Origin of the sequence: Rhodococcus sp. NPDC059234 (genome assembly GCF_042754225.1) — a bacterium.
GTDB lineage: Bacteria > Actinomycetota > Actinomycetes > Mycobacteriales > Mycobacteriaceae > Rhodococcus_G.
In genome coordinates, this window is record NZ_JBHZAH010000082.1 from 1 (window position 1) to 23,719 (window position 23,719).

Here is a 23,719-nt window from a genome sequence, read left to right on the forward strand (position 1 = left end):
CCGGTACACCCACGGGTGTACCGGCTTTCGTCGTTTCGCGGCGAGTGCGGCTACGAAACCGCTCCGATCAGGCGGCGGACCGCGTCGACGGCAGCGCGCCGTCGGTCCGCGACCTCACGACCGCCCTTGCCGTGCTGGGGCGGCAGCGCCAGCGACCTCGCGATGCCGGTGACCACGACCAGCAGTTCCCCGGGATTCCACGTCGGGTCGATGTACCCGTCGCGCTGGCCACGCCGGATCTCGGCGAGTTTCGAGCGCACCGCCTCGGTCCGGACGTCGTCGGCCCCGACGAGTTCCGGGGCCTCGAGATCGGCCCACTCCTGTAACCGCGCGTTCTCGGGGTGGGCGAGGTAGTTGTCGAACAGTCGCCCGGTGTAGCCGGCAAGGTCGTCTCCACGCAGCGCGGTCTCCTCGGTGGTCTCGACCACCCAGCGCCGGGTCACCTCGGCGAAGAGTTCCTCCTTGCTCGCGAAGTAGGCATACAGGCGATCCTTGCTGGCCCTCGCCTCTGCCGCGATGCGGTTGATGCGCGCACCCGCCACCCCGTAGCGCGCGAACTCCACCTTCGCCGCCACGAGGATCCGGTCTCGGGTGGCCTCACCTGCAGAACGCATGGGCACATCCTAGAACCGTTGCCGAACCATTCGGTTCGGCGTAGCGTCCGCGGTTCACGAACAGATTGGTTCGCCAACCGACGAGGAGCAGGCAGTGAACATCGATCAGGCCCGAGTCCGGTTCGACGAGTTGCGCGCCCAGGAGGCCGACGTCTCCCCCGCCGAACTGGACGCGATCTGGGCCGCCCTCGACCCGGTGCGGGCCGAGGAGGTCCTCGGCGCGTGGAAGGGCGACGACTTCGCGACCGGCCACCGACTGCACGACAAACTGGTCGCCGGCCGGTGGTACGGCAAGAGGTTCGACTCCGTGCTCGACGCCAAACCGCTGATCTGTCGCGCCGAGGACGGAAGCCTGTTCTCCGACACCAAGTCCGGCAACGGCGAGGCCAGCCTGTGGAACGTCGAGTTCCGCGGCGAGGTGACCGCGACCATGGTCTACGACGGCTCCCCGATCTTCGACCACTTCAAGCGGGTGGACGCCGACACCCTCATGGGCATCATGAACGGCAAACCCGCACTGGTGCTCGACAACGACCAGCACTTCTACTTCCTGCTCGAGCGAGCCTGACGTGCGTGCGACGGCGGCGCTCTCCTACGGACCGAAGACACCCTTCACGCTGGAGGCCGTCGAACTCGACGGCCTCCGCCCGGACGAGATACTGGTGCGGATCGTCGCCGCCGGTCTGTGCCACACGGATCTGGTCACCCAGGCGGTGACGCCGGCCGACGCCGGCCCGTCGATCCTCGGACACGAGGGCGCCGGTGTGGTGACGGAGGTCGGCGCTGCGGTTCGCGGCGTCGCACCGGGCGACCACGTCGTACTGACATACCGACACTGCGCCGGGTGCGAGCAGTGCCTGGCCGGCCGGCCCGCCTACTGCGAACAGTCGCTGCGACTGAACAACTCCGGTCGGCGGGCCGACGGCTCGGCGACGGTGCACCGCAACGGGAACCCGGTCCGCGCCGCCTTCTTCGGCCAGTCCAGCTTCGCGCAGTACGCGATCGCGTCCGCGGACAACGCGGTGGTAGTGGACAAAGGCGTGGACCTGTCCGTCGCCGCACCGCTGGGTTGCGGCTTCCAGACCGGCGCCGGCGCGGTCCTCAACGTGCTGCGGCCGGAACCGGATTCACGACTGGTGGTGTTCGGCGGCGGAAGTGTCGGCCTGGCAGCACTTCTCGCGGCGCGAGGGGCGGGCGTGACGACGCTCGTCGTGGTCGACCCGGTGGCGGACCGTCGCGCGCTGGCCGAGAAGTTCGGTGCGACCGCGGTCGCACCCGACGAGCACGTCGTGGACAGGGTCGTCGCGGCCACCGGGGGCGGCGCCACGCACGCAGTGGACACCACCGGCAACCCCACTGTGCTGCGACAGGCACTCACGGCGCTGCGTACTCGCGGCGACCTCGTCGCAGTCGGCCTCGGCCCATCCGAGCTCACCCTGGACGTCCAGGACCTGATGCGGAACGGAAAGTCGCTACGCGGCTGCATCGAAGGCGATTCCGTCGCAGCACAATTCATCCCGACCCTGCTCGAAATGCATGCCGCGCGGCGATTCCCGATCGAGGAGCTCGTCACGACCTACCCGTTCCGGGACATCAACCTCGCCGTCGCCGACCAGGCATCCGGAAAGGTGGTCAAACCGGTGTTGGTGTGGTGACCACGGCCCCCGCCGGGGCCGATCTGGTCGCTTCCGCCGCAGGTAGACGGGCGAATTGTGAACCACACACATCGTGGGCTATCGTTTCATCCGCACCACCGAAGAGGCCGAGCCGATTCGAGCGGTGCATGCGGACGTGGCGCAGCTGGTAGCGCACAACCTTGCCAAGGTTGGGGTCGCGGGTTCGAATCCCGTCGTCCGCTCGAGAGGTTGAGCAAACCTTGCGGTGGAGTGGCCGAGTGGTGAGGCAACGGCCTGCAAAGCCGTGCACACGGGTTCGATTCCCGTCTCCACCTCTCATGCAGTGAACTTGCGCGATTAGCTCAGCGGGAGAGCGCTTCCCTGACACGGAAGAGGTCACTGGTTCAATCCCAGTATCGCGCACCAGAATTCGACAAGTACGGCCCCCTTTCGAGGGGGCCGTACTTGTTTGTGTTGCCGGTCGCCCACATCCCGGTTCCCCAACGAACCGCCGGAACGCGACACCAGTGCGGTCGATGCGGTATCTACTGGTAGAGACAGTGGTTCTACGGGAGAGGTGGCCGCCATGACGTCCGCATCCGGCGAGGGCGCCCAGCCCCTGTACCTGATGGTCGGCGCCGCCGCGCGCACCCTGGACCTGGTCCGATGGTCCGGGCGCACCGCGATCGGGATGGTCCGGGCCGTCCCCGGCGTCGCCGACCGCCTCGACGCCGCCACCGCGACCGCGGTGGCGCGCGGCGAGGAGAACGTGCGTGCCGCGACCCGGTTCGCCCGCACCGCATTGCGCCTCGTGATCCGCGAGGTGGTCGCGGCCGCACTGCTGGAAGTGGACCTGACGAAGATCGTGCGCGAGCACGTCGATCTCGACCTGATCGCCCAGGGAATCGACGTGGACGCGGTAGCCGAACGGATCGACCTGGCGGCGATCGTGCGCCGGCTCGACCTCGACTACATCGTGGACACCGTCGACCTCGGCAGGCAGATCGATCGGGTCGACATCGACGCGATCGCCGCACGGATCGACATCGACGCCGTCATCGAACGGATCGATCTGCTGGGTCTGGCCGACCAGATCATCGAGGGCGTCGACCTGCCACAGATCATCCGCGACTCCACCGGATCGCTGTCCTCCGAGGCTGTGCTCGGGGTGCGCACTCAAGGCATGCACGCCGACGACGCGGTCGCCGGCTTCGTCGGTCGGCTGTTCGGTCGGGACCGGCCCGCGGACGTCCCCGAGGAGAAGGCCGTCGAATCGGAGTCCGCCGGCACCGACGACGATCCGACGACGCGATGACCCACCCGCACTCAGCGCCAGAGCGACGCCCGGCCGGCATCGTGACCCGTGGCCTCGGCGCCGCCATCGACCTGGGCGTGGTCCTGGCACTGCTCGGCGGCGCGTACCTGGGCCTGACCTTCGTCCGGTTGCTGTTCTCGCCACAGAACTTCAGCTTCCCCGAACCCGGGGCCCTGTGGTCGGTCACCGCCTGGATCTTCACATCGGTGCTCTACCTCACGGTCTGTTGGGCGACCACCGGTCGGACAATCGGTTCCCAGGCAATGGGCCTGCGCGTGACGACCACACGCGGCCAGCGGGTGCGCTGGTCCGTCGCGGTGCTGCGGGCGCTGTTCTGCGTGTTCTTCGCGATCGGACTCGCCTGGGCTGCCGTGGATCCGCGCCGCCGATCCGTGCAGGACATCCTGTTACGCACCGAGGTGGTCTACGACTGGCGGCCGGACCCGGACACGATCACCCCGTGACCGGCGCCCGGGCGCTCATCTGACCGACGCACCCACCGCTGCGACCAACTGCCGTCTCGCGATCCGGCCCTCGGGCGTCGGCAGCAGAGGGTAGACGTGCAGCATGCCGGGCGCCTCGTGGTACTCGAATGCGGTTGCCGCTCCGGACATTCGCTCGCGCAGCCGGCGGGCGTCCGCGTGCAGGATGTCGCGGGTTCCGGTGAACACGGTGATCCGTCCCAGATCGTCGAGATCGGCGCGGATCGGACTGACCCACGGGTCGTCGGCCGCGAGCGGTCCCCGGTACGCGTCGCCCGCGGCGCGCAGGCCCTCGGGTGTCAGCCAGGGGTCGTGCGGGGCGAGAACCGCGATCTCGGGGTCGTCGACCGCGACGTCCAGCCACGGCGAGATCAGGATCGTGTGCGCCGGAGCGGATCCCGTCCGTTCGCGCAACTGGGCCGCGACGGCCAACGCGAGTCCTCCGCCCGCCGAATCGCCCGACAGCGTCAGCCGCGCGGGCCCCGAGTCCGCACCGAGCACCTCCACCAGGTCGACGGCCGCAGGCACGACCGCGTCCGCCGTGGCGCCGGGGGCCAGCGGATAGATCGGCAGCACGACCTCCACGCGCGCGCGGCGCGCCAGGCCCGCGACGAGAGTCCAGTGCTGACGGGTGACCTCGCGGAAGTAGGAGCCGCCGTGCAGGTACACCACCCGGTCCAGGCCACGAGGCGCGCCGTGCGGGGCGAGGGTGTACACGGGCCACCCCGCGGCCGAGGTCTCCAGCCGGATGTCCACCGAACGGCAGAGGCCGCGCGGCGGCCGGTGCGGACTCGGCCGCGCCGCGAGCGCCGCCATCGCACGACGGGTGGCCGCGGCGCTGCGCCCGCCACGGCGCAGCGCGAAGCGCATCCGGACCGCGCGGCTCGCGAGGCTCTCCATCAGCCTCCCGCCCGCTGCGAGGCGATCAGGTCCCGGTACCAGAAGTACGAGTCCTTCGGTGTGCGCGCGAGCGTCTCGTAGTCGACGTGCACCAGACCGAAGCGCTCGCGGTAGCCCGCCGCCCATTCGAAGTTGTCCGTGATCGACCACACGAAGTAACCCCGCACGTCGACACCGTCCGCCATCGCCTCGCCGAGTGCGGCGAGATGATCGCGGTGGTAGCCGATGCGCTTGTCGTCCCGCACGCGGCCGTCGTCGTCCGGGTCGGGATCGTGGAACGAGGCGCCCGACTCGGTGATGTAGATCGGCGGCAGCGCGTCGCCGTACCGCTCGGCGAAGATCGAGACGATGTCGCGCAGGCCGGCGGGCACGATCGGCCAGCCGAAATCGGTGCGGTCGTACCCCTCGAGCGCGACCGGCTGGAACGGCATTCCGGGCGGCAGGTCCACCTCGAGCACCCCGGTGCTGCCCGCGTCGGAGGTCGGCGCCGCGATCACGGTCGGTTCGTAGTAGTTGATCCCGAACCAGTCGAGCGGCTGCGAGATCACCTCGAGGTCCTCGGCGACCGGCCCCTGCAGGATCGCGGCCAACTCCTCGGCGGGGTAGCTGCCGCGCAGCACCGGGTCGGCGAAGGTCCAGTTCACGATGTGATCGTAGATGTCGGCGGCTTCGACATCGGCCTCCGAGTCGCTCGCCGCGCGCACCGGCGCGTGATTCGAAGCGATGCCGATGTTGTCGCAACCCGCGGCCCGCAACGCCTGCACCGACAGGCCGTGACCGAGCAGTTGGTGGTGCGCGGCCTGCAGGGCGCCGAAGCCCAGTTCCAGGCCCGGAGCGTGGACGCCGAGCGCGTGCCCGTACAGGGTGTGCACCACCGGTTCGTTGAGCGGCATCCACATATGGACCCGGTCGCCGAGCCGCCGCCCTACGATGTTCGCGTACTCGGCGAGGCGCTGGGCGGTGTCTCGGTTGAGCCATCCCCCCGCGTCCTGCAAGACCTGCGGGAGGTCCCAGTGGAACAACGTGACGGCCGGCTTGATGCCTGCCGCGCACAGTTCGTCGACGAGCCGGTCGTAGAAGTCCAGTCCCGCCTCGTTGACCGCCCCGCTGCCGGTCGGCTGCACCCGAGGCCAGGCCACCGACAGGCGGTAGGAGTCCACGCCCAGCTCACGCATCAGCGCGACGTCCTCGCGGTACCGGTGGTAGTGGTCGGTCGCGACCGCTCCGGTTTCGCCGCCGACCACCGCGGCGGGACGGTCGCAGAACTCGTCCCAGATCGACCGGCCGCGGCCGTCGAGGTCGACGGCCCCCTCGATCTGATAGGCGGCGGCGGCGACTCCCCACAGAAAGTCCTGCGGGAAAGACAATTTGGTCTCGGAGGCAGTCATGAGGCGAGTCTGACCAATTGTTGGACACACGTCCAGTCCGGTGTTTCAATTCGTGAACAAGACGCCCGTAGGGGCCCAGGCGAAAGCAGCCCACTTTCATGACGCTACCCTCCCCCGGCAGTGACACGGCCCCGGTCACACCCGCCCAGCGCGCCGCTCGTGTGTGCACCGCAGCCGCCTTCGGGTTGCAGGGCTTCTTCCTCGCGGCGCTGCTCACCCAGCTGCCCCAGATCAAGGACCGGTTCGGATTCGACGACACCACCATCGTCGTCGCGGTCGTCATGGTCTCCCTGGTCGCGGGCGTCGGCAGCGTGCTCGCCGAATTCGTCGCCACCCGGACCACCAGCAAGACGACGCTGCGGTCCGGGCTCGCCGTCGTCGCCGTCGCCGGCATCGCCATAGCGCTCTCGCACTCCACGGTCCCGTTCTTCGTCGGATTCGCGGTCTACGGCGTCGGTCTCGGCATGGTCGATGCCGCAGCGAACATGCAGGCCGTCGCGATCCAGCACCGATACGGGCGCTCGATCCTGTCCTCGTTCCACGCGGTGTGGAGCGTCGGCGCCATCGTCGGTGCGCTGTTCGTCTCCGTCTGCTCGGCGCTCGACGTGAGCCTGACGGTGTCCGTTCTGATCGCGGCGGTCGTCGTCGCGCTGGGCACCGCCACTCTCGGCCCCCGCCTGCTCGCCGTCGGACCCGAGGTCGCCTCCTCGACCGCCGCCCCGCTCGTCATACCGTGGCGGCCGTTCCTCGCGCTCGGCGCCGCGATGGCCCTGTTCTTCGCCATCGACTTCAGCGTCGGCAACTGGTCGGCGCTCTACCTCAAGGACCTGCTGCTCGCGAGCGCCAGCACCGCGGCGCTCGCGGTCGCCGCGTACCAGGGTGCGGGGCTCGTCTCGCGGCTGACCGGCGACTACTGGGTACGCCGCTACGGCGAGATCGCGGTGGTCCGGGTCGGAGCAAGCATCGGCGCGGTCGGCCTGGTGGTCGTCGTGTTCGCGCAGAGTCCCGCGATGGCGATCGCCGGATTCCTGATCGTCGGGCTCGGCGTCCCCGTCGTGGCGCCGCTGTGCTTCAGCGCCGCCGGACGGCTCGCTCCGCCCGAGCAGACCGATGCCGTGATCGCCCGGCTCAACCTGTTCAACTACGCGGGCACGGTCGTCGGCGGCGGCATAGTCGGGGCGATCGCGGACCTGACAAACATGCGGATCGGGTTCGCCATTCCACTGGTGTTCGCCGTCGGCCTGGTGCTCCTGGCGCCCGCGTTCAGACCGGCCCGCGTCGCCGCGGCACCGGTTGCGGTCGAGCACACCGGGTAGTGGTTGACTGGCACCATGCCGAACTGGGGCTGGCTCATCGTGGTGCTGATACTCGTCGACGCGGCGGTGTTGACCGCGTGGTTGCTCAACCGGCGCGCCGGCCCGAAGAGCACGGAGATCTACGGAACGTTCGTGGACACCCTCGACCTCGAGTCCCGGGACCGGATCGAACGCCTCGTCGCCGACCACAAGAACATTCACGCGATCAAGGTGCTGCGGGATCGGACCGGAGTCGGGCTGGCCGACGCCAAGGCCGCGATCGACGCCGTCGCCCGCGGTGAATGGGTACCGACCGCCGGCCTGGACAGCGTGCCGCCGCCCGCGGGCTGGGCGGAACTCGAACCGGCCCTGCGCGCCCTCAAGAGCGACGGCCAGTCGGTCGAGGCGGTCAAGTTGCTGCGCGACCGGACCGGCATGAACCTGCGCGAGGCGAAGCAGGCGGTCGACCGGCTGTGACCGGCATCCTGACCGTCGTCGAGGCCGCCGCGGCCGATGCCACCGAGCTCGCCGCGGTCGCGGCGGTGACCTTCCCGCTCGCGTGCCCGCCCTCGGTCACCGCATCCGATGTCGCGGACTTCCTCGCCACCGTGCTTTCCGCCGACCGATTCGCCGAATACGTTGCCGCCCCGGACCGGGTCGTGCTCGAGGCCGTCGGCGCCGACGGCATCGTGGGCTACGCGATGCTCGTCGACGGGGTCGTCGACGATCCGGACGTCCGGGCCGCGGTGGCCGCGACGCCGACCGTCGAACTGAGCAAGCTGTACGTCCTGCCCGACCATCACGGTGAGGGCGCCTCGCACCTGCTGATGGCGGCGGCGCTGGAACGGGCCAGGGCCCGCGGCGCGGCGAGTGTGTGGCTGGGCGTCAACCAGGAAAACGTTCGCGCGCAACGCTTCTACACGAAGCAGGGATTCGCGCGGATCGGCACCAAGCGGTTCCGGGTCGGCGATCAGCTGCACCACGACTTCGTGCTCGAACGCCGGTTCTGACCCCCGGGACGGGTGAGGGGCCCCTGCGTTCGGTCGGACCGAACGCAGGGCCCCTCACCCTGGAGAAGATCCGACGGTCAGGCCGGGACCTCGAAGCGCGAGAGCGCCAGCAGTCGCGAGGTCGCACGGAGGTACTTCTTCCGGTATCCGCCGGCGAGCATCTCCGGGGTGAAGATCTCGTCGAGCTTCGCGCCCGAGACGGTGACCGGGATGCTGGCGTCGTAGAGGCGGTCGGCCAGGACCACCAGGCGCAGCGCGACCGACTGGTCCTGCGCCGGGTGCACGCCCCGCAGGAACACCGCGGACACGCCCTCGATCAGCTTGTTGTACCGCGACGGGTGCAGGGTGCTCAGGTGCTTGCACAGCGCGTCGAAGTCGTCGAGGGTCGAGCCGGGGGTGGCGTCGGCCAGTTCGGCGAGCTCGGTGTCGGAGATCGGCTCCGGGGCGGGCGGCAGGTCGCGGTGGCGGTAGTCCGGTCCGTCCACGCGGATGGTCTCGAAGATCGAGCCGAGCTTCTTGATCTCCCGCAGGAAGTCCTGCGCAGCGAAGCGGCCCTCGCCGAGCTGGCCGGGCAGCGTGTTCGACGTCGCGACGATCGACACCCCGCGGGCGGACAGCTCGGTCAGCAGCCGCGAGACGAGCATCGTGTCGCCCGGATCGTCGAGCTCGAACTCGTCGATGCACAGCACGCTGTGGCCCGAGAGCTGCTCGACGGCGTTGTTGAAGCCGAGCGCGCCGACGACGTGGGTCAGCTCGACGAACGTGCCGAACGCCTTGGGGCTGGGCACACTGTGGAAGATCGACGCGAGCAGGTGGGTCTTGCCGACACCGAAGCCGCCGTCGAGGTACAGACCGGCACCGGAGGCCTGGGCCTTCTTGCCGAACAGGCCACGCCGACCACCGGAGCGGATCTTGCCGACCTTGCCGGCGAACTCCTCCGCCTTGCGGACCGCGGCGGCCTGGCTCGGCTCGTTCGGATCGGGGATGTACGACGCGAAACTCACCTCGTTGAACATTGCCGGCGGGACCATCTGTGCAACCAACTGGTCCGCTTGGAGAACCGGACTACGGTCAACGAGGCGTGCATGCATGTAAACAGCGTATCTACGTGCTGTTATAACTCCTGTGCGCCAACTCGATAATGCGACCTACCTCACAGCGCTCGACGACGACGGGCTGCGTGACCTGCACCGCTATCCCGACGACCTCTCCGCGCCGTGGATTCGGGTGAACTTCGTCGCCAGCATCGACGGCGCCGTCGCGACGAACGGCACCTCCGGCGGCCTCGGCACCCCCGCCGACCACCGCCTGTTCACGATCCTGCGGGAACTGGCGGACGTCGTCCTCGTCGGCGCCGGGACGGTCCGGGCCGAGAACTACGGCGGTGCCCGCACCGACCCCGCCCAGCGCGACCGCCGACGCGCGCGGGGGCAGTCGGACACCCCGCCGATCGCGGTCGTCACCGCGGGCGCACACGTCGACCCGTCGTCGCGGCTGCTCACCGACGCCGACGTCGCGCCCCTGATCCTCACCTGCGCCGACGCCCCCGCCGACCGCAGACGCGCCCTCGCCGACGCGGGCGCGCGAGTCCTCGAACTCGGCGGCTCGCACGTCGAGACCGCGGCGATCAGGTCCGCCCTCGGCGTCCTCGGCCTGCACCGGGTGCTGTGCGAGGGCGGACCGTCGCTGTTCGGCCAGTTGCTGGCCGACGACGCGGTCGACGAGCTGTGCCTGACCACGTCCCCACTGCTCGTCGGCGGCGCCTCGGGCCGGATCAGCTCGTCCCCGCGAGCCATGGCCACGCCCATGCGACGGGCCCATGTGCTCGGCGACGACGACGGCACGGTGTTGACGCGATGGGTGCGCGAGCCGAGTGCGTGAGCGACCTGGCAGGCTGTCACGTATGCGCAGAATGTGGTTGCCGACAGCGGTTCTCGTGCTCTGCGCAACCGCCTGCGGGGCCGGACCGAGCGTGCGACCGGACGTGGCGGTGGTCGAACGCGGCGACGGCTCGACCACCGAGCCCACCGCGACGAACGGCCCGCCGGCGCTGGCCGCACCGGTGCACGACCTGGACTGGCGGGACTGCACCCGCACCACCCTCGACGTCCTCGGCCTCGGGCCCGGCCCCGCCGGCCTGGTGCTCGAGTGTGCCGAACTCGCCGCGCCGATCGACGCCGGCGGCCGGATCCGCGGTTCGTTCTCGCTCGGCGCGCTGCGTGCCCGGCTGCCCCAGACCCCGGCCGACGCCGCGCCCCTGGTGCTGACGTCCGGGGCCGATCGGTCCTCGACGAGCACGCTGGCCGCGCTCGCCGCGGGACCGCTGCCCTCGCTGCTGTCCTCCCGCCCGCTCGTCGCGCTCGATCGTCGCGGCATCGGCACCTCCACTCCGATCGAATGCCTCGCGCCCACGTCGAACCCGACCCTCGGCAGGCAGATGCTCGACCTCGGCCAGTTCACTCCGCCGCCGGTGACCGGCGGTGACGCCGTCGACACGGTGATGGCGCTCGGCCGCGACGCGACCACCGCGTGCACCGACTTCCTCGAGCCGCAGGAGCTCGCCTTCGACGCCTCCCACGCGGCCGACGACCTCGAGCAGCTGCGCGTCACCTGGAGTGTCGACCGGCTCGGTCTGCTCGCCACCGGCAGCGGCGGCGACGTCGCGCTCGCGTACGCGGCCAAGCATCCCGGTGCGGTGGGTCGGCTCGTCCTCGACTCCCCCGCCACCGTGCGCGCCGATGCGGTGACCGCGGCGGAGACTCGCGTGCGCGGTCAGGAAGCCGCGCTCGGTTCCTTCGCGAGTCAGTGCGCGGCGCTCGCATGCTCGCTCGGTCCGGATCCGCACGCCGCGGTCCTCGACCTGCTCCGCCGGGCCGGGGCCGGCGAGCTCGGACCGATCTCGTCGAACGCACTCGCGGCCGCACTGACGGACTTCCTCGGCACTCCGCGTGCCGACCAGCAGGCCCGAGTCCGAGAGTTTGCCGACGTCCTGACCGCGGCCGGGCGCGGGGACACCGCCGGCCTGTCCGGACTCGTCGACCGGGCGGCCGCCGCCACCGACTCGGACGGGCAGTTCGTGGCCCGGTGCTCCGACGGTCAGCGGTGGCCGACACCCGGCCGCGTCCGGGAGCTGCAGCAGGACTGGGGGCAGCGGTACCCCGCGTTCGGCCCCGACGCGGCGCAGTCGCTGCTGCTGTGCGCGTCCTGGCCGACCACCGAGGCCCAGCCCACCCCGTCGGCGCTGGCGGCGCCGGTACTCACGATCGCCGGCGCGGCCGACCCGGTCGCCGGGAACGGGGCGTCCTCCGCATCGGGTGTCGTCGCCGCGGCCGGCGCACCCAACTCGACTCTCGCCTGGCTCGGCAGCGGGCACCCCGCGAGCACCCACTCGGAATGTGCCCAGCAGGCCGTCCTGACCTACGCGGCGTCCGGCACCCTGCCTCCGGACGGCGGCGCCTGCCCGGGCTGACCCGGGGTGTCTGTTGGCCTGAAAGCCGCCTCGCCGGTGTACCGTGCCACGGTGTTCCTTCGACAGCTCGAGCCGCGCACCGCACGCACGACCGCCGAGGTGGTGAAGTTCGCGCTGTGGCCGCTCGCCATCATGACCGTGCTGCACCGAGTGCTGGTCAAGGCGGTCAACGGGGCCCGCACCGACGACTTCACCCCGGTGTACCGAGCGGCGCTGGCGTTCCTCAACCACAAGCCCGTCTACACGGCGAACTTCAACTGGGTGGACCCGCACTACCTGTACGCACCCAGCGGCACCCTGCTGCTCTCGCCGATCGCCGTCATCGACCCCGAGCACTCGCGGTGGCTGTTCATCCTCGGCAATGCGGTCGCCGTCATCGCCGCCGGGTACCTGCTGCTGCGGATGTTCGACCTGACGCTCTCGTCGGTCGCGGCGCCGATCCTGCTCCTGGGCATGTTCGCCAGCGAGACGGTCACCAACACCCTGGTGTTCACCAACATCAACGGCGTCGTCCTGCTCGGCGAGGTCGCGTTCCTGCTCCTGCTACTGCGCCGCCGGGACGCCTGGTCTGGCGTGGCGATCGGACTCACGTTCGCGGTGAAGCCCGTACTGGCGCCGCTGCTCCTGCTGCCGCTGATGACCAGGCAGTGGCGGGTGTTCGTCACCGCGATCGGCATTCCGCTGATTCTCACCGCGATCGCCTGGCCGCTGTCGGCCGATCCGATGGACTTCGTGCACCGGACGGTGCCGTACCTTGCGGAGTCCCGCGACTACTTCAACAGCGCGATCGTCGGCAACGGCGCCTACTACGGCCTGCCCGACTGGCTGATCCTCGCGCTGCGGGCCGTCTTCGGCGTAGTGGTGCTGGTGACCCTGTGGCTGCTGTACCGCTACTACCGCGAGGACCGGCTGTTCTTCCTCACCACCGCGAGCGGTGTGCTGATGTGCGCGTCGTTCCTGCTCGGTTCGCTCGGCCAGATGTACTACTCGATGATGCTGTTCCCGCTGTTGATGAGCGTGGTGCTGCGCAATTCGGTGATGCGCAACTGGCCCGCCTGGCTGGCGGTGTACGGGTTCTCGAGCTTGGACAGCTGGCTGTCGGTGCGGTTCCCCGCATCCGGCCGGGCCGCCGAGTACATGAAGACCACGTTCGGCTGGAGCCTGCTGCTGCTGGTGATCTGCGGGGTGCTGGTCGCCCGGTACCTCACCGCCAAGCGCGAGGGCAGGCTCGACCACGGCATCGACCCGGTCTACCTCGAACCCGAACCGGAGAAGGTTCCCGTCGGCTGACTCGCGCGATCCCGCTGGGTAGCGTGGTGGCATGAGTTCCTCAGAGGACACGAGCACCCCCGCGGACCGGCCGGCGGCCGTCGAGCTCACCGACGAACAGTGGCGTGAGCGGCTGACGCCCGAGGAGTACGCGGTGCTCCGCCAGGCCGGGACCGAACGTCCCTTCGTCGGCGAGTACACCGACACCACGACGGTCGGCGAGTACCACTGCCGGGCCTGCGACGCGCTGCTGTTCACCAGTTCGGAGAAGTTCGAGTCGCATTGCGGCTGGCCGTCGTTCTTCGATCCGGCCGACTCCGACGCGGTGATCCTGCGCGAGGACACCACCCTGGGCATGCGCCGGGTCGAGGTGCTGTGCGCGAACTGCCACAGCCACCTCGGTCACGTCTTCGAGGGCGAGGGCTACCCCACCCCCACCGACCAGCGCTACTGCATCAACTCGATCTCGCTGCGACTGGTGTCGTAGCTGCGGCCGCGCCGCAGTGGTGCGAACGTGGAGTCCCCGGACTCCGAAAGCGCACCACTGCGGCGGAGCCGCATCACGGGAACATCTTGTCGATGATCGACTTCGCAATGCTGCTCGCCGGGTCCTGACCGTTGGCCGCGGGCGCGAGGTTCGCCCACACGACCAGCGTCACCCCGCTGTTCGGATCGCTGCCCATGAACGAGTTGTACCCGGGCAGCTCGCCGGTGTGACCGTAGAGCGAACCGAACTTCGCCTCGCCGAGGCCGTACTCGGGACCACCGGGCTTACTCGGGTCTGTCGGCTGGAAGCTGGCCAGCCGCTTGGCCTGCATGTCGGGGTCGAGGACCTTGCCGTCCGCGAGCGCCTCCACCCACGTCACCAGGTCGCGGGTGGTGGAGATGCCGGACCCGGCCGCCCAGGCCCAGGACGGGTTGACGTTCGTGACGTCGTTGGGCGCCAGGGTGCCCGCCTTCGCGGCGGCCTGCATGTCCGGCGGGATCGCGGGGTCGGTCATGGTGAGCACGTTCGTGCCGTAGGCGTAGCCGTGCGAGAACGGCGCCGGCAGGGTGTTCGTCGTCGGCTCCGGGAAGAGCGTGTTCGAGAGTCCGAGCGGGCCGAAGATCCGGCTCTGGAAGATCTGCCCGAGGGGCTTACCGTCGATCTGCTCCGCGATCAACCCGAGAAGGACGAAGTTCGTGTTCGAGTAGTGATAACCCTGGCCGGGCGGAAAGTAGGGAGGGTGCGGGTACGCGAGTGCGAGCAACTGGTCCGGCGTCCACACCCGCTGCGGATCCTGATCCATCGCCTGGTTCAGCTCGAGCGTCTCGGTGTAGTTGAACAGGCCGCTGCGCATGTTCAGCAACTGCTCGATCGTGATGCCGTCGCCACCCGGGACGTCCGGCCGGTACTTCGAGACCGGGTCGGACAACGCGATCTTGCCCTCCTGCACCTGCTGCAGAATCACCGTGCTCGTCCACGTCTTGGTGTTCGAGCCGATCCGGACGTGGTCGTCGAGGCTCACCGGCGCGCCGCCGTCACGTTCGGTGGTGCCGTAGGTGACGGTTTGCTCTCCCTTCGCGGTGCGTAGCAGCACGACCACCCCGGGGAGCATGAGGTCCTTGGCCGCGGTCTCGACGGTCGCCTTCAGCGCCGCGTCGTCGATCGGGACGACCGTCGGGGTCGTGGTTGCCTGGGTCGTGGTCGTCGAGCCCGGACCGGACCCGGAGTCGGAACCCGACGAGCAGGCCCCGACCAGCAGTGTCACGGCGAATGCAGCACCCGCCGCGCGAACGAATCGACCCCGACATGCACCCGCAGTACGGTCCATGACAGCTGACCGTACGCCGTGCGGGTGGCCCGTGCCCGACGAAGCGGGACGACACATGCGCGACGCGGTGGCCGAGGATCGGATCGTTACCAACGGTAAAGGGAGCGTAATGCTCCGGGTCGGCCCCTCGTCCGTCCTCCCCGCGATCACAGGAGACACCAGTGCGCAGTCACACCACGGCGACCTCCGCGTCGCCGACCCGGCACGCGCCGACGCATCGCGTTCCGGTGCGACACCGCGTCTTCGGCCTCGACACCCGCGTGCTGTGGCCGGCGGCGACGGTCCTGGCCGTCGGCCAGCTCTGGAGCGTCGGGCTCCCCGCGCTCAACGATGCCGTGGGCTGGGAGGATCCCATCGCGGCCGGCGACTCGATCGACATGGGCAACGGGGCACGGTTCGTCCCGCCGGTCGGATGGCAGCTCGAGGAGGGAACGCGGGTCGGAAGTGCCCCCGTCTCCGGCGTCTCGGCGAAGAACGCGTCGGCGCGGGTCGCGACGGGCGGCGCAGAGATCTCCGCGACCGGCGGCACGTTCGACGGTGACGCCGACGCTCTGCTCGACCAGGTCAACGCGAATCTGTCGGCGGAGTCCACGAGGCAGTTCACTGTCACCGGTGCACGCAACACCCTGGTCACCACCAGCGGACTGGTCGGGGTGGTCGAGCCGTTCACCTCGGCGACCGGCGACGGCCTCGTGGCGACGTTCGTGCTGCCGACGGCCGGTGTCCCCGCGGACGCGCAGGAGCAGTCCGGCGACCGCGGCCGGCCCGACGCGCAGGCGCTGACGTTCGTCGTCGACGCCACCCGGGAGCAGTTCGCGGCCCATTCGGCCGAAATCGATGCCGCGCTGCAGAGCGTCGCGATGGGAGTGAACCGATGAGTCTGCGTCCGGACCTCGACACCGACGGCACCGAGGCAGGCGCGCTCGGGGACGCGCAGTTGGCCGCGCTGGACGAATCCGGCTGGGGCGTGCCGTTCCGGTTGGTCCAGCCACGCAACCCGACCTTCTGGGTGCTGGTGATCGGACTGCTGGCAGGGGCGGCCACCCTGGTGCCGGTCGTCACGTTCAGCGCGTCGGTCTACGGCACCGCTCTCGCGGCAGGAGTGATCGGCTTCGCCGCCTACACGGTGCCTTGGTGGATCTTCCTGCACCACTACGACCGGTACACCCCCCTGCCCGTGCGGTTCGTGGCTGTCGGCTTCGTCTGGGGCGCGATCGCGTCGACCTTCTGGATGGCCTACAACGCGAACAATGCCCTGCTGTCGCTGTACGCGAAGTGGTTCGGCCAGGCCTGGGCGATGGACTGGGGTCCTGGGCTGGTGGCACCGTTCACCGAGGAGCTGGCCAAGGCCACCGGTCTGGTCCTGCTGATCGGCCTCGGGTCCAGGCTCGTCCGCAGTCCGTACGACGGATTCGTCATCGGCGCGTTCGTGGGACTGGGATTCCAGGTCGCCGAGGACGTGCTCTACGCGGCCCAGAGCGCCGTCCACAGTTTCGGCGCGAACCAGATCTCCGACGCGGTCAGCATCATCGGCATGCGAGGCGCGCTCGGCATCGTCTCGCACACGCTCTACTCCGCGATCTTCTGCGCGGGCCTCGTCTGGTTCCTCGGCAGGCCCCGCAGTGAGCGCAACCGGCCGCTCGGCATCGCCCTGATGGCCTTCGCGATGTTCTCGCACTTCGTCTGGGACTCGATGTCGGCACTCGCAGCCGCCCTGTTCGGCAAGCCGGAACTGGGACTGGTCCTCGGTGTCGCGCTGATGATCGTCGACATCGTCGCCGTGGTGTGGGTCGCCCGACGCGCCTCGGACATCGAGCGCCACTGGATGCGTGATCTGCTCGCGCCCGAGGTCGCGCGCGGCACGATCACCGACGCGGAGGTCGCCGCCCTGGCCGGCACCCGAAAGGACCGGCACCGCTACGCCCGGTCCGCTTCGCACGGCCGGCGACGCGCGCACCACGTGCTCGAGGCGACGGCCGAACTCGCCGCCGCGATCGCTCACGGGCACGGCGCGCAGACCGACGAGCTCACCCAGATCCGCGACGAGGTCGCACAGCTGCGCACCTCCCCGCACTGACCCCGCCGATCCGGCCGCGGGGCGCGCTACCGCGGCCGGATCACCGGCGGATCGTAGGCCCGGATCGGCGGCAGCTCGCCGACGAACCGCTCGACCTGCACCAGCACGTGCTGACCCGTGCAGCCCCGCGCCAGCCGCGAGGTGCCGACGTCGGCGGTGAGCACGTTCGGATTGCCGTGCACGCACAGGGAATTCGGGTCGGCCGGATCGAGCGGGTCGTACCAGGCCCCGGTGGAGAGTTGAACGACACCGGGCATCAGGCCGTCGTCGAGGACGACCCCGGCCAGGCAGGCACCGCGGTCGTTGAACACCCGCACCACCTCGCCCGCCGCCAGCCCTCGCTCGGCGGCGTCGTCCGGGTGGAGCCGGATCGGTTCGCGTCCCTGCACCTTCGAGGACTGACTCGTCGCGCCGTGATCGAGTTGACTGTGCAGCCGGGTCTTCGGCTGATTCGCGATCAGGTGCAGCGGGAACCGGCGCGCGCGCTCGCCCCCGAGCCACTCCTCCGGCTCGTACCAGGTGGGGTGGCCCGCGCAGTCGTCGTAGCCGAAACCGTCGATGTCCGAGGAGAAGATCTCGATCCGCCCGCTCGGCGTGCGCAGCGCGTTGGCGTCCGGGTCGGCGCGGAAGTCCTCGAACAGCGTCAGCCCCTCCTCGGTGCGCATCCGCAGGTGCCCGAGTCGCCAGAACTCCGCGAACTCGGGAACGTCGACGCCGTCCGCCGTGACGAAGCCACGCCACTGCCCGTACATGTGCTCGAGCCACTGCCGCGCGGTGCGGCCCTCGGTGAAGCGCTGCCCGAAGCCCAGCCGGTGGGCCAGAGCCGAGAAGGTGTCGTAGTCGTCGCGGGCGTCGGCGTAGCGGGGGGCGGCCGCGTGCATCGCCACCAGGAGCGGGTCGTTGCGGGTGCACGAGAGGTCCTCGCGTTCGAGCGAGGTGGTGGACGGCACCACGATGTCCGCGTGCTTGGCCATCGGCGTCCAGTAGGGGTCGTGCACGACGACGGTGTCCGGCCGGGCCAACGCCCGGCGCAGCCTGCCGATGTCCTGGTGGTGGTGGAAGGGGTTCCCGCCCGCCCAGTACACGAGCCTGATGTCCGGGAAGGTGCGACGCTCGCCGTCGAAGTCGTACGGCTGCCCGGGACCCAGCAGCAGATCCGAGATCGCCGCCACCGGAATGGAATCCGACACCGGGTTCTGGCCCTGGAACAGTGTCGGCAGCGGGTACGGCACCGGGGCGAGACCGGTCTCGTTCATCGAGCCGTAGCCGTGGCCGAAACCGCCCCCGGGCAGCCCGATCTGGCCGAGCATCGCCGCGAGGGTCACACCGGCCCACGGGGCCTGCTCGCCGTGCTGCACCCGCTGCAGCGACCACGTGACGGTGATCAGGGTTCGGCCCTCGGCCATCCGCCGGGCCAGGCCTGCGATCGCGTCCGCGGGCAGCCCGGACAGCCGCGCCGCCCAGTCCGGGGTCTTCGCGATGCCGTCGGCGCGACCGAGCAGGTAGTCCTCGAACTTGTCGTATCCGACGGTGAAGCGGTCCAGGAAGTCTCGATCCGCAAGCCCCTCGGTGGCCAGCACGTACCCGCAGGCCAGCATGATCGCGACGTCGGTGCCCGGACGCGGCGCGAGCCGCTCGGCCTCGCCGTGCACGTCGTCCGCGAGCGGACTGATCGACACGATTCGGCCCCCGCGGGCCCGCAACGCATCCAGCGCCGCGCGCGTCGGATGATGGCTGGTGCCACCGTCGTTGACGGCGGTGTTCTTCAGCGGCACCCCGCCGAAGCACACCATCAGGTCGGTCTCGCGCGCGATGACCTCCCAGTTGGTGGACCGAGCGAACATCTTCCAGTGCGTGCCCACGACCCGCGGCATGATCACCCCAGTGGCACCGAGCGAGTAACTGTGTTCGGAGCGGGTGTAGCCGCCGAGCATCTTGAGAAACCGGTGCACCTGGCTCTGTGCGTGGTGGAAGCGGCCCGGCGAGGACCATCCGTAGGAGCCGCCGTAGATCGCCCGGTTGCCGTGTCGGTCGACCACCCGTCGCAGTTCGGTGGCCAGCAGCTCGGTCAGTTCGTCCCAGCCGACCGACACGAACTCGTCGGCGCCGCGGGCCTCCGACGGTCCGGGCCCGTTCTCGAGCCACCCGCGCCGCACCGCGGGTCCGGTGATGCGCGAGCGATGCCGGACCGATCCGACCGCGTTGGCCAGGATCGGCGAGGGGTCGCCGTCGCCCGCGAACGGGTGCACCGCGGTGACCTCGCCGTCGACCGTCTCCGCCTCGAACATCCCCCAGTGCGCCATCTGCTGGTGCCGCGCGGTTCCCGAACTCATGGCCGCCAGTCTGCCACCAGCAATTTTGCCGTCCCGAAACGCCCGATCCCGCCCGCGCCGAATGCAATCCTGAAGTCATGGGTCTCGGTGAAACACCGGGTCGGACGCAGTCCCCGGAACCTCGCGTGCTCGAACTCCGCATTCACGGCGTCAACAACACCCCGCCCCACGAGATGCTCGACGTGGGGGCGGACCAGGTGCGCCAGATCGCGGGCGACCAGCTCGCCGGCTTCTGGATCGTCGATCCCGTGGTCGCCGCCGGCATCCCGCCCGACCGTCCCGCGTACACACCCCCGCAGGTCCGGCGCGAGGCCTACTCCTGGGGCGGTCTCGACCGGACGACGATCGGCGGGTCGGTGCCGTTCGGCCGGAAGGTCGTTGTCGCCGTCGTCCGGGCCGCGTGGTGCCTGGTGTTGCCGTACGGCCTGACGAACCTCGCGTACTGGTCGCGCGACCTGGGCGCGAGTGAGGCACTGGTACGCCGCACCGCCGCGCTGGTCCGGCTGTTCGGGCTGGGCCTGACCCTGCTGTTCGTCGCCACCGTGGTCACCGTCGCCTCCGACCTCGTCGCGCTGCAGTACCTCTCGTCCGGGACCGCGCGGCTGCCGTCCCAGCTCGCGGTGATCGCCGCGCTGCCCCCGCAGCGGCGGCTGGCGGTCTCGGTGCTCGTCCCGGTCGCCGCGCTGACCGTGCTGTGGCTGGTGTCCTCGCGAACGCGCGCCCGCTACGACGTGGACACCGACGTGCAGTCCACTCCGGACCCGTCGGCGCCGGTGCTGCGCCGGACGGGCTTCTGGAACAACCGCGGCCACGCGGCCGAGACCACCGTCGTGCACCTCGCGTCGGGTGCGGCCTGCGTGGCCGCGATGACCGCGCTGTTCGCACCGTCGCGTCAGGCCGCCTTCGGCTGGGTCGTGCCGGTGATTGCCGTCGCCGCGATGGTCGCGGGCGCCGTGCGCCTCGTGCTTGCCACCGATCGCGGCGCCGACCTGCCACTCCCCCACGCGGAGGACACCGTGCCGCGGGTCACCTGGGTGGTCGCGGCCGTGTCCGCGGGCTCGCTCGTCGTGCAGTCGCTGCTGCTGGCGTTCCGTCCCGGGTCCGAGCCGAGCACGGGAGCCGGGCATGTTCCGCGACTCGAGGGGCTCACCGCGGTACCCACCACCACGGTCCTGATCCTGCTCGCGATGGCACTGGCCGGGCTGTCGCTGCGGCGGGTGTCCCCGTGGTGGGCGGTCGCGCTCACGTCGACGGTCGGGCTCGCCGCGCTGGTCTACCTGGCCGGATGGCACGGCCCGGCGGTCGCGGTGAGCTCGGCGGCACTCGTGGTGCTGTGCCTTCTCGCCTTGCCCGGCAACGACTTCCAAGCCTGGCGGGGCCGCGCCGTCGGCGTCTTCATGCTGCTGGCTCTCGGCGGCGCGATGCTGCTGTCCGCCCTCGTGGTGGTCGGCATCGGCAACTGGCTCAACGGTTCCCGCGGCGCCGCCGACCTGGTGACCGAGCAGGTCCTGCCGGCGACCACGGACGACCCGCCCTCGATCCGGATCCCGGCGACCTTCGCCTGGTTCGACGTCGGCCTGGCGGGCGCCGCCGCCGGGCTGGCTCTCGCGGCGCTGGCGGTGGCGCCGTTCGCCGTGCGCTGGGCGGTGTGGGTCAGGGACTCCCGCGACGACGCGAGCGGCGAGCCGAGCACCGTCTCCGCCCGGCGGCTCGCCAACGCCGCACACCGCGCGGAGCCGGCCGTCGGCCTGTTCGCCGTACTCGCGCTGGTCGCCCTGGTGCCGTGCGTGATCCTGCCGCTGAGACCCTCGACCGCGGCCGTGCCCACGCCGCTGCACACCGTCACCGGTTGGGGCGCGGTGTTCGCGGCCGCGCTCGCCGCGCTCCTGGCGGGTGCCCTCGTGCTGCAGCCCGGCACCGGCCGTCCCCTCGGCCTGCTCTGGGACCTGCTCTGTGTCGTCCCCCGGGCCGCGCATCCACTCGGGCCGCCGAGCTACTCCGAACGCGCTGTGCCCGAACTGATCTCACGGTGCCAGTCCTGGCTCGACGGCGGCGACCGTCGACGGGTGGTGCTCTCGGCCCATTCGATGGGGTCGGTGCTCGCCGTCGCGGTGCTGCTCGACCGACGGACCCGAGCCGAACACGCCGGAGCCCTCACCTACGGTTCACAGCTACGCGCCTACTTCGGCCGCATCTTCCCGGAACTGTTCGGGCCGGTCGCGGTCGCGAATGCGCCTGCGCGAGCAGCATCGGCGCTGGCCGCCGACGAGTTCCGCGACGATACCGCCGATGCCGAACCGTGTCCCGCCGAGTCGACACTGCTCGGGCTGCTGAGCGGCGGGAGTGGTCGTTCGCGCTGGGTCAACCTCTGGCGACAGACCGACTACCTGGGCTTCCCCGCCTTCTCGCGGCGCCCGAACCCGGTCGACGTGCGGGCCGACGAGATCGACCGGTCCGGCTACCTGCCGGCCTGCGGCAGTCACAGCGGCTATCCGCACGTGCCGCAGTACCGGGCCGAACTCGACGCCCTCTGGCGGCGGATCGTGCCCGGCACCCCCGCCCGCCCCCGGAAGTGAGCGGACGGGGGTCGACCCGGATCAGGGCAGGGACTTGACCAGCTGCTCTACCGACACCCGCGGGCCGGTGAAGAACGGGGTCTCCTCGCGCACGTGCATGCGTGCCTCGGTGGCGCGCAGGTCTCGCATCAGGTCGACGATACGGTCGAGTTCGGGGGCCTCGAACGCGAGGATCCACTCGTAGTCGCCGAGCGCGAAGGCGGGAATGGTGTTGGCCCGGACGTCGGGATAGCCGCGGCCCGCCTTGCCGTGGTCGGCGAGCATCTTGCGACGCTCCTCGTCGGGCAGCAGGTACCACTCGTACGACCGCACGAACGGGTAGACGCAGATGTAGGCGCCCGGCTCCTCGCCGGCGACGAACGCGGGCAGGTGGCTCTTGTTGAACTCGGCCGGACGGTGCAGCGCGACGTTGGACCAGACCGGGTCACTGGCCTGGCCGAGGTCGGTGGTGCGCCGGAAGTCGGCGTACAGCTTCTGCAGGTCCTCGAGCTTCTCGGCGTGCGTCCAGATCATGAAGTCCGCGTCCGCGCGGACCCCGGCGACGTCGTAGACGCCGCGGACGACGACGTCGGTGTCCTCGAACGAGTCGAAGAAGTCCTGAGCGTTCTTCACCGCGGCGGCGCGGTCGTCGCCGAGGACGCCGGCCTGGACCTGGAACACCGAGAACATCGCGTAGCGCAGGGTGGAATTGAGCTTGTCGTAATCGAGGCGTGCCATGGCCCTATCCTGCCACTGCCACCACGAGCCGCTGCGCGGCCACCGTCGCCGACGCGACACAGGCCGGGACACCGACGCCCCGGAGCATCGATCCGGCCACCTCCAGCCCGTCGACCTGTGCGATCTCGGCGTCGAACGCGGCGACGACGTCGAGGTGCCCGGCGCGGTACTGCGGCAGCCCGCCGTGCCAGCGCGCCACCGCCGCCTGGACCGGTTCGTCGGTCACGCCCGTGACGGTCGCCAGGTCGGCGCGGGCGAGGGTGATCAACTGCTCGTCGTCGGCGTCCACCAGGGCGGCGTCGCCGAACCGGCCGAAGGAGGCACGCGCCAGCAGCACCTCGCGTCGCGCCAGGTGCGGCCACTTGCGACTGGACAACGTGAACGCCTTGGCGGCCAGGTTCTCGCCCGTCGCGACGAGGATCCCGGAGTTCTCCGGCAGCGCGGCCTCACGGGGCAGGGCGAGCGCGACGACCACCGAGGAGGCCAGCGGGATGCGCGCGGCCTGCGCAGCCGCGGCAGGCGCGGGCCCGGCGAGGAGTTCGGCGGCGCGGTCCGCGGGGACCGCGAGAATCACCCCGTCGACCTCCCCCACCGGATCCACATTCCAGCGTCCACCGGATCGACGAATATCGGAAGCCGTTGCAGCAGAGATAATTTCGGCCCGCGATGCCGCCTTCAGCGCATCCAGCAGCACGCCGTAGCCCGCGCGCAGCGTGCCGAACACCGGCGCGGTCGACGGCGCAGGCAGGGCCCGCCGAACGGCCTCGGTGAGGCTCGGGGCACCGGCGTCCAGTGCCGCCGCCAGCGCCGGCACCGTGGCGCGGACACCGGCGGTGTCCGACAG

The 23,719-nt window shown here is 70.6% G+C and carries 21 protein-coding genes, 3 tRNA genes and 1 pseudogene; 17 read left to right on the forward strand and 8 right to left on the reverse strand.

Translation table 11 applies throughout. The features are described from left to right. Nucleotides 1–50: 50 nt before the first annotated feature. On the reverse strand, nucleotides 51–614 hold the full coding sequence (locus ACFXGJ_RS16960) for a TetR family transcriptional regulator (RefSeq protein WP_378622130.1): 564 nt from the start codon (nucleotides 612–614) through the stop codon (nucleotides 51–53). 94 nt (nucleotides 615–708) lie between these two features. Between ACFXGJ_RS16960 and ACFXGJ_RS16965 the strand changes: the two genes are divergently transcribed. From ACFXGJ_RS16965 to ACFXGJ_RS16995, 7 genes are all read left to right on the forward strand, one after another. Continuing rightward, the gene (locus ACFXGJ_RS16965; protein ID WP_378622132.1) at nucleotides 709–1,182 is read left to right on the forward strand and encodes a DUF4334 domain-containing protein; all 474 of its coding nucleotides are present in this window, start codon (nucleotides 709–711) and stop codon (nucleotides 1,180–1,182) included. Between the two features lies 1 nt (nucleotide 1,183). After that, complete coding sequence (locus tag ACFXGJ_RS16970) at nucleotides 1,184–2,269, forward strand: NAD(P)-dependent alcohol dehydrogenase (RefSeq protein WP_378622135.1); 1,086 nt, start codon at nucleotides 1,184–1,186, stop codon at nucleotides 2,267–2,269. Between the two features lie 130 nt (nucleotides 2,270–2,399). Continuing rightward, a tRNA-Gly gene (locus ACFXGJ_RS16975) sits at nucleotides 2,400–2,472 on the forward strand. Between the two features lie 22 nt (nucleotides 2,473–2,494). Continuing rightward, nucleotides 2,495–2,565, forward strand: a tRNA-Cys gene (locus tag ACFXGJ_RS16980). A 16-nt stretch (nucleotides 2,566–2,581) separates the two neighbouring features. After that, nucleotides 2,582–2,656, forward strand: a tRNA-Val gene (locus tag ACFXGJ_RS16985). A 160-nt stretch (nucleotides 2,657–2,816) separates the two neighbouring features. After that, a complete protein-coding gene (locus ACFXGJ_RS16990; RefSeq protein WP_378622138.1) occupies nucleotides 2,817–3,545 on the forward strand; it encodes a hypothetical protein in 729 nt (242 codons plus the stop codon). Continuing rightward, entirely contained in the window at nucleotides 3,542–4,009 is a 468-nt protein-coding gene (locus tag ACFXGJ_RS16995) for an RDD family protein (protein WP_378622140.1), read from the forward strand. Before ACFXGJ_RS16990 ends, ACFXGJ_RS16995 begins: the two co-directional genes overlap by 4 nt. Before the next feature lie 15 nt (nucleotides 4,010–4,024). Here ACFXGJ_RS16995 and ACFXGJ_RS17000 read toward each other — a convergent pair whose 3' ends face one another. Then, on the reverse strand, nucleotides 4,025–4,927 hold the full coding sequence (locus ACFXGJ_RS17000; protein ID WP_378622143.1) for an alpha/beta hydrolase fold domain-containing protein: 903 nt from the start codon (nucleotides 4,925–4,927) through the stop codon (nucleotides 4,025–4,027). After that, nucleotides 4,927–6,315, reverse strand: coding sequence for a GH1 family beta-glucosidase (locus ACFXGJ_RS17005; RefSeq protein ID WP_378622163.1), 1,389 nt, complete (start codon nucleotides 6,313–6,315; stop codon nucleotides 4,927–4,929). Before ACFXGJ_RS17005 ends, ACFXGJ_RS17000 begins: the two co-directional genes overlap by 1 nt. Before the next feature lie 98 nt (nucleotides 6,316–6,413). Here ACFXGJ_RS17005 and ACFXGJ_RS17010 point away from each other — a divergent pair, with 98 nt between their 5' ends. From ACFXGJ_RS17010 to ACFXGJ_RS17020, 3 genes are read left to right on the forward strand one after another with little or no spacing between them, the layout of a single operon-like run. Continuing rightward, nucleotides 6,414–7,631, forward strand: a complete 1,218-nt coding sequence (locus ACFXGJ_RS17010) for an MFS transporter (RefSeq protein ID WP_378622166.1) — start codon at nucleotides 6,414–6,416, stop codon at nucleotides 7,629–7,631. A gap of 15 nt (nucleotides 7,632–7,646) precedes the next feature. Beyond that, nucleotides 7,647–8,087, forward strand: coding sequence for a hypothetical protein (locus ACFXGJ_RS17015; protein ID WP_378622169.1), 441 nt, complete (start codon nucleotides 7,647–7,649; stop codon nucleotides 8,085–8,087). Beyond that, on the forward strand, nucleotides 8,084–8,620 hold the full coding sequence (locus ACFXGJ_RS17020; RefSeq protein WP_378622172.1) for a GNAT family N-acetyltransferase: 537 nt from the start codon (nucleotides 8,084–8,086) through the stop codon (nucleotides 8,618–8,620). The genes ACFXGJ_RS17015 and ACFXGJ_RS17020 overlap by 4 nt, the downstream gene beginning before the upstream one ends. Before the next feature lie 77 nt (nucleotides 8,621–8,697). Here the strand turns inward: ACFXGJ_RS17020 and zapE are convergent, their stop codons facing one another. Continuing rightward, the gene (zapE, locus tag ACFXGJ_RS17025; protein ID WP_378622176.1) at nucleotides 8,698–9,711 is read right to left on the reverse strand and encodes a cell division protein ZapE; all 1,014 of its coding nucleotides are present in this window, start codon (nucleotides 9,709–9,711) and stop codon (nucleotides 8,698–8,700) included. 34 nt (nucleotides 9,712–9,745) lie between these two features. On the opposite strand from zapE, the gene ACFXGJ_RS17030 reads away from it, so the two are divergent. The 4 genes from ACFXGJ_RS17030 to msrB are packed head-to-tail and all read left to right on the forward strand — an operon-like array spanning nucleotide 9,746 to nucleotide 13,845. Then, nucleotides 9,746–10,501 (forward strand): pyrimidine reductase family protein, encoded by a 756-nt coding sequence (locus ACFXGJ_RS17030; protein ID WP_378622180.1) that lies wholly within the window; start codon nucleotides 9,746–9,748, stop codon nucleotides 10,499–10,501. A gap of 22 nt (nucleotides 10,502–10,523) precedes the next feature. Next, entirely contained in the window at nucleotides 10,524–12,089 is a 1,566-nt protein-coding gene (locus tag ACFXGJ_RS17035) for an alpha/beta hydrolase (protein WP_378622182.1), read from the forward strand. A 51-nt stretch (nucleotides 12,090–12,140) separates the two neighbouring features. Next, complete coding sequence (locus ACFXGJ_RS17040) at nucleotides 12,141–13,379, forward strand: glycosyltransferase family 87 protein (protein WP_378622184.1); 1,239 nt, start codon at nucleotides 12,141–12,143, stop codon at nucleotides 13,377–13,379. A 31-nt stretch (nucleotides 13,380–13,410) separates the two neighbouring features. After that, complete coding sequence (gene msrB / locus ACFXGJ_RS17045) at nucleotides 13,411–13,845, forward strand: peptide-methionine (R)-S-oxide reductase MsrB (protein WP_378622186.1); 435 nt, start codon at nucleotides 13,411–13,413, stop codon at nucleotides 13,843–13,845. A gap of 73 nt (nucleotides 13,846–13,918) precedes the next feature. On the opposite strand, the gene ACFXGJ_RS17050 is transcribed toward msrB, so the two are convergent. Beyond that, nucleotides 13,919–15,109, reverse strand: coding sequence for a serine hydrolase domain-containing protein (locus ACFXGJ_RS17050; protein ID WP_378622188.1), 1,191 nt, complete (start codon nucleotides 15,107–15,109; stop codon nucleotides 13,919–13,921). A gap of 224 nt (nucleotides 15,110–15,333) precedes the next feature. Here ACFXGJ_RS17050 and ACFXGJ_RS17055 point away from each other — a divergent pair, with 224 nt between their 5' ends. Together ACFXGJ_RS17055 and ACFXGJ_RS17060 are read left to right on the forward strand one after the other, a co-directional pair. Continuing rightward, the gene (locus tag ACFXGJ_RS17055; RefSeq protein WP_378622190.1) at nucleotides 15,334–16,050 is read left to right on the forward strand and encodes a hypothetical protein; all 717 of its coding nucleotides are present in this window, start codon (nucleotides 15,334–15,336) and stop codon (nucleotides 16,048–16,050) included. Next, nucleotides 16,047–17,249, forward strand: a complete 1,203-nt coding sequence (locus tag ACFXGJ_RS17060; RefSeq protein ID WP_378622193.1) for a PrsW family intramembrane metalloprotease — start codon at nucleotides 16,047–16,049, stop codon at nucleotides 17,247–17,249. Before ACFXGJ_RS17055 ends, ACFXGJ_RS17060 begins: the two co-directional genes overlap by 4 nt. A 26-nt stretch (nucleotides 17,250–17,275) precedes the next feature. On the opposite strand, the gene ACFXGJ_RS17065 is transcribed toward ACFXGJ_RS17060, so the two are convergent. Next, complete coding sequence (locus tag ACFXGJ_RS17065; RefSeq protein ID WP_378622200.1) at nucleotides 17,276–19,552, reverse strand: molybdopterin-dependent oxidoreductase; 2,277 nt, start codon at nucleotides 19,550–19,552, stop codon at nucleotides 17,276–17,278. Between the two features lie 155 nt (nucleotides 19,553–19,707). Here ACFXGJ_RS17065 and ACFXGJ_RS17070 point away from each other — a divergent pair, with 155 nt between their 5' ends. Further along, nucleotides 19,708–22,158 (forward strand): hypothetical protein, encoded by a 2,451-nt coding sequence (locus ACFXGJ_RS17070; protein ID WP_378622195.1) that lies wholly within the window; start codon nucleotides 19,708–19,710, stop codon nucleotides 22,156–22,158. A gap of 21 nt (nucleotides 22,159–22,179) precedes the next feature. On the opposite strand, the gene hemQ is transcribed toward ACFXGJ_RS17070, so the two are convergent. Continuing rightward, on the reverse strand, nucleotides 22,180–22,875 hold the full coding sequence (gene hemQ, locus ACFXGJ_RS17075) for a hydrogen peroxide-dependent heme synthase (RefSeq protein ID WP_378622198.1): 696 nt from the start codon (nucleotides 22,873–22,875) through the stop codon (nucleotides 22,180–22,182). 4 nt (nucleotides 22,876–22,879) lie between these two features. Next, nucleotides 22,880–23,719, reverse strand: a pseudogene (locus tag ACFXGJ_RS17080) (protoporphyrinogen oxidase); the annotation flags it as partial.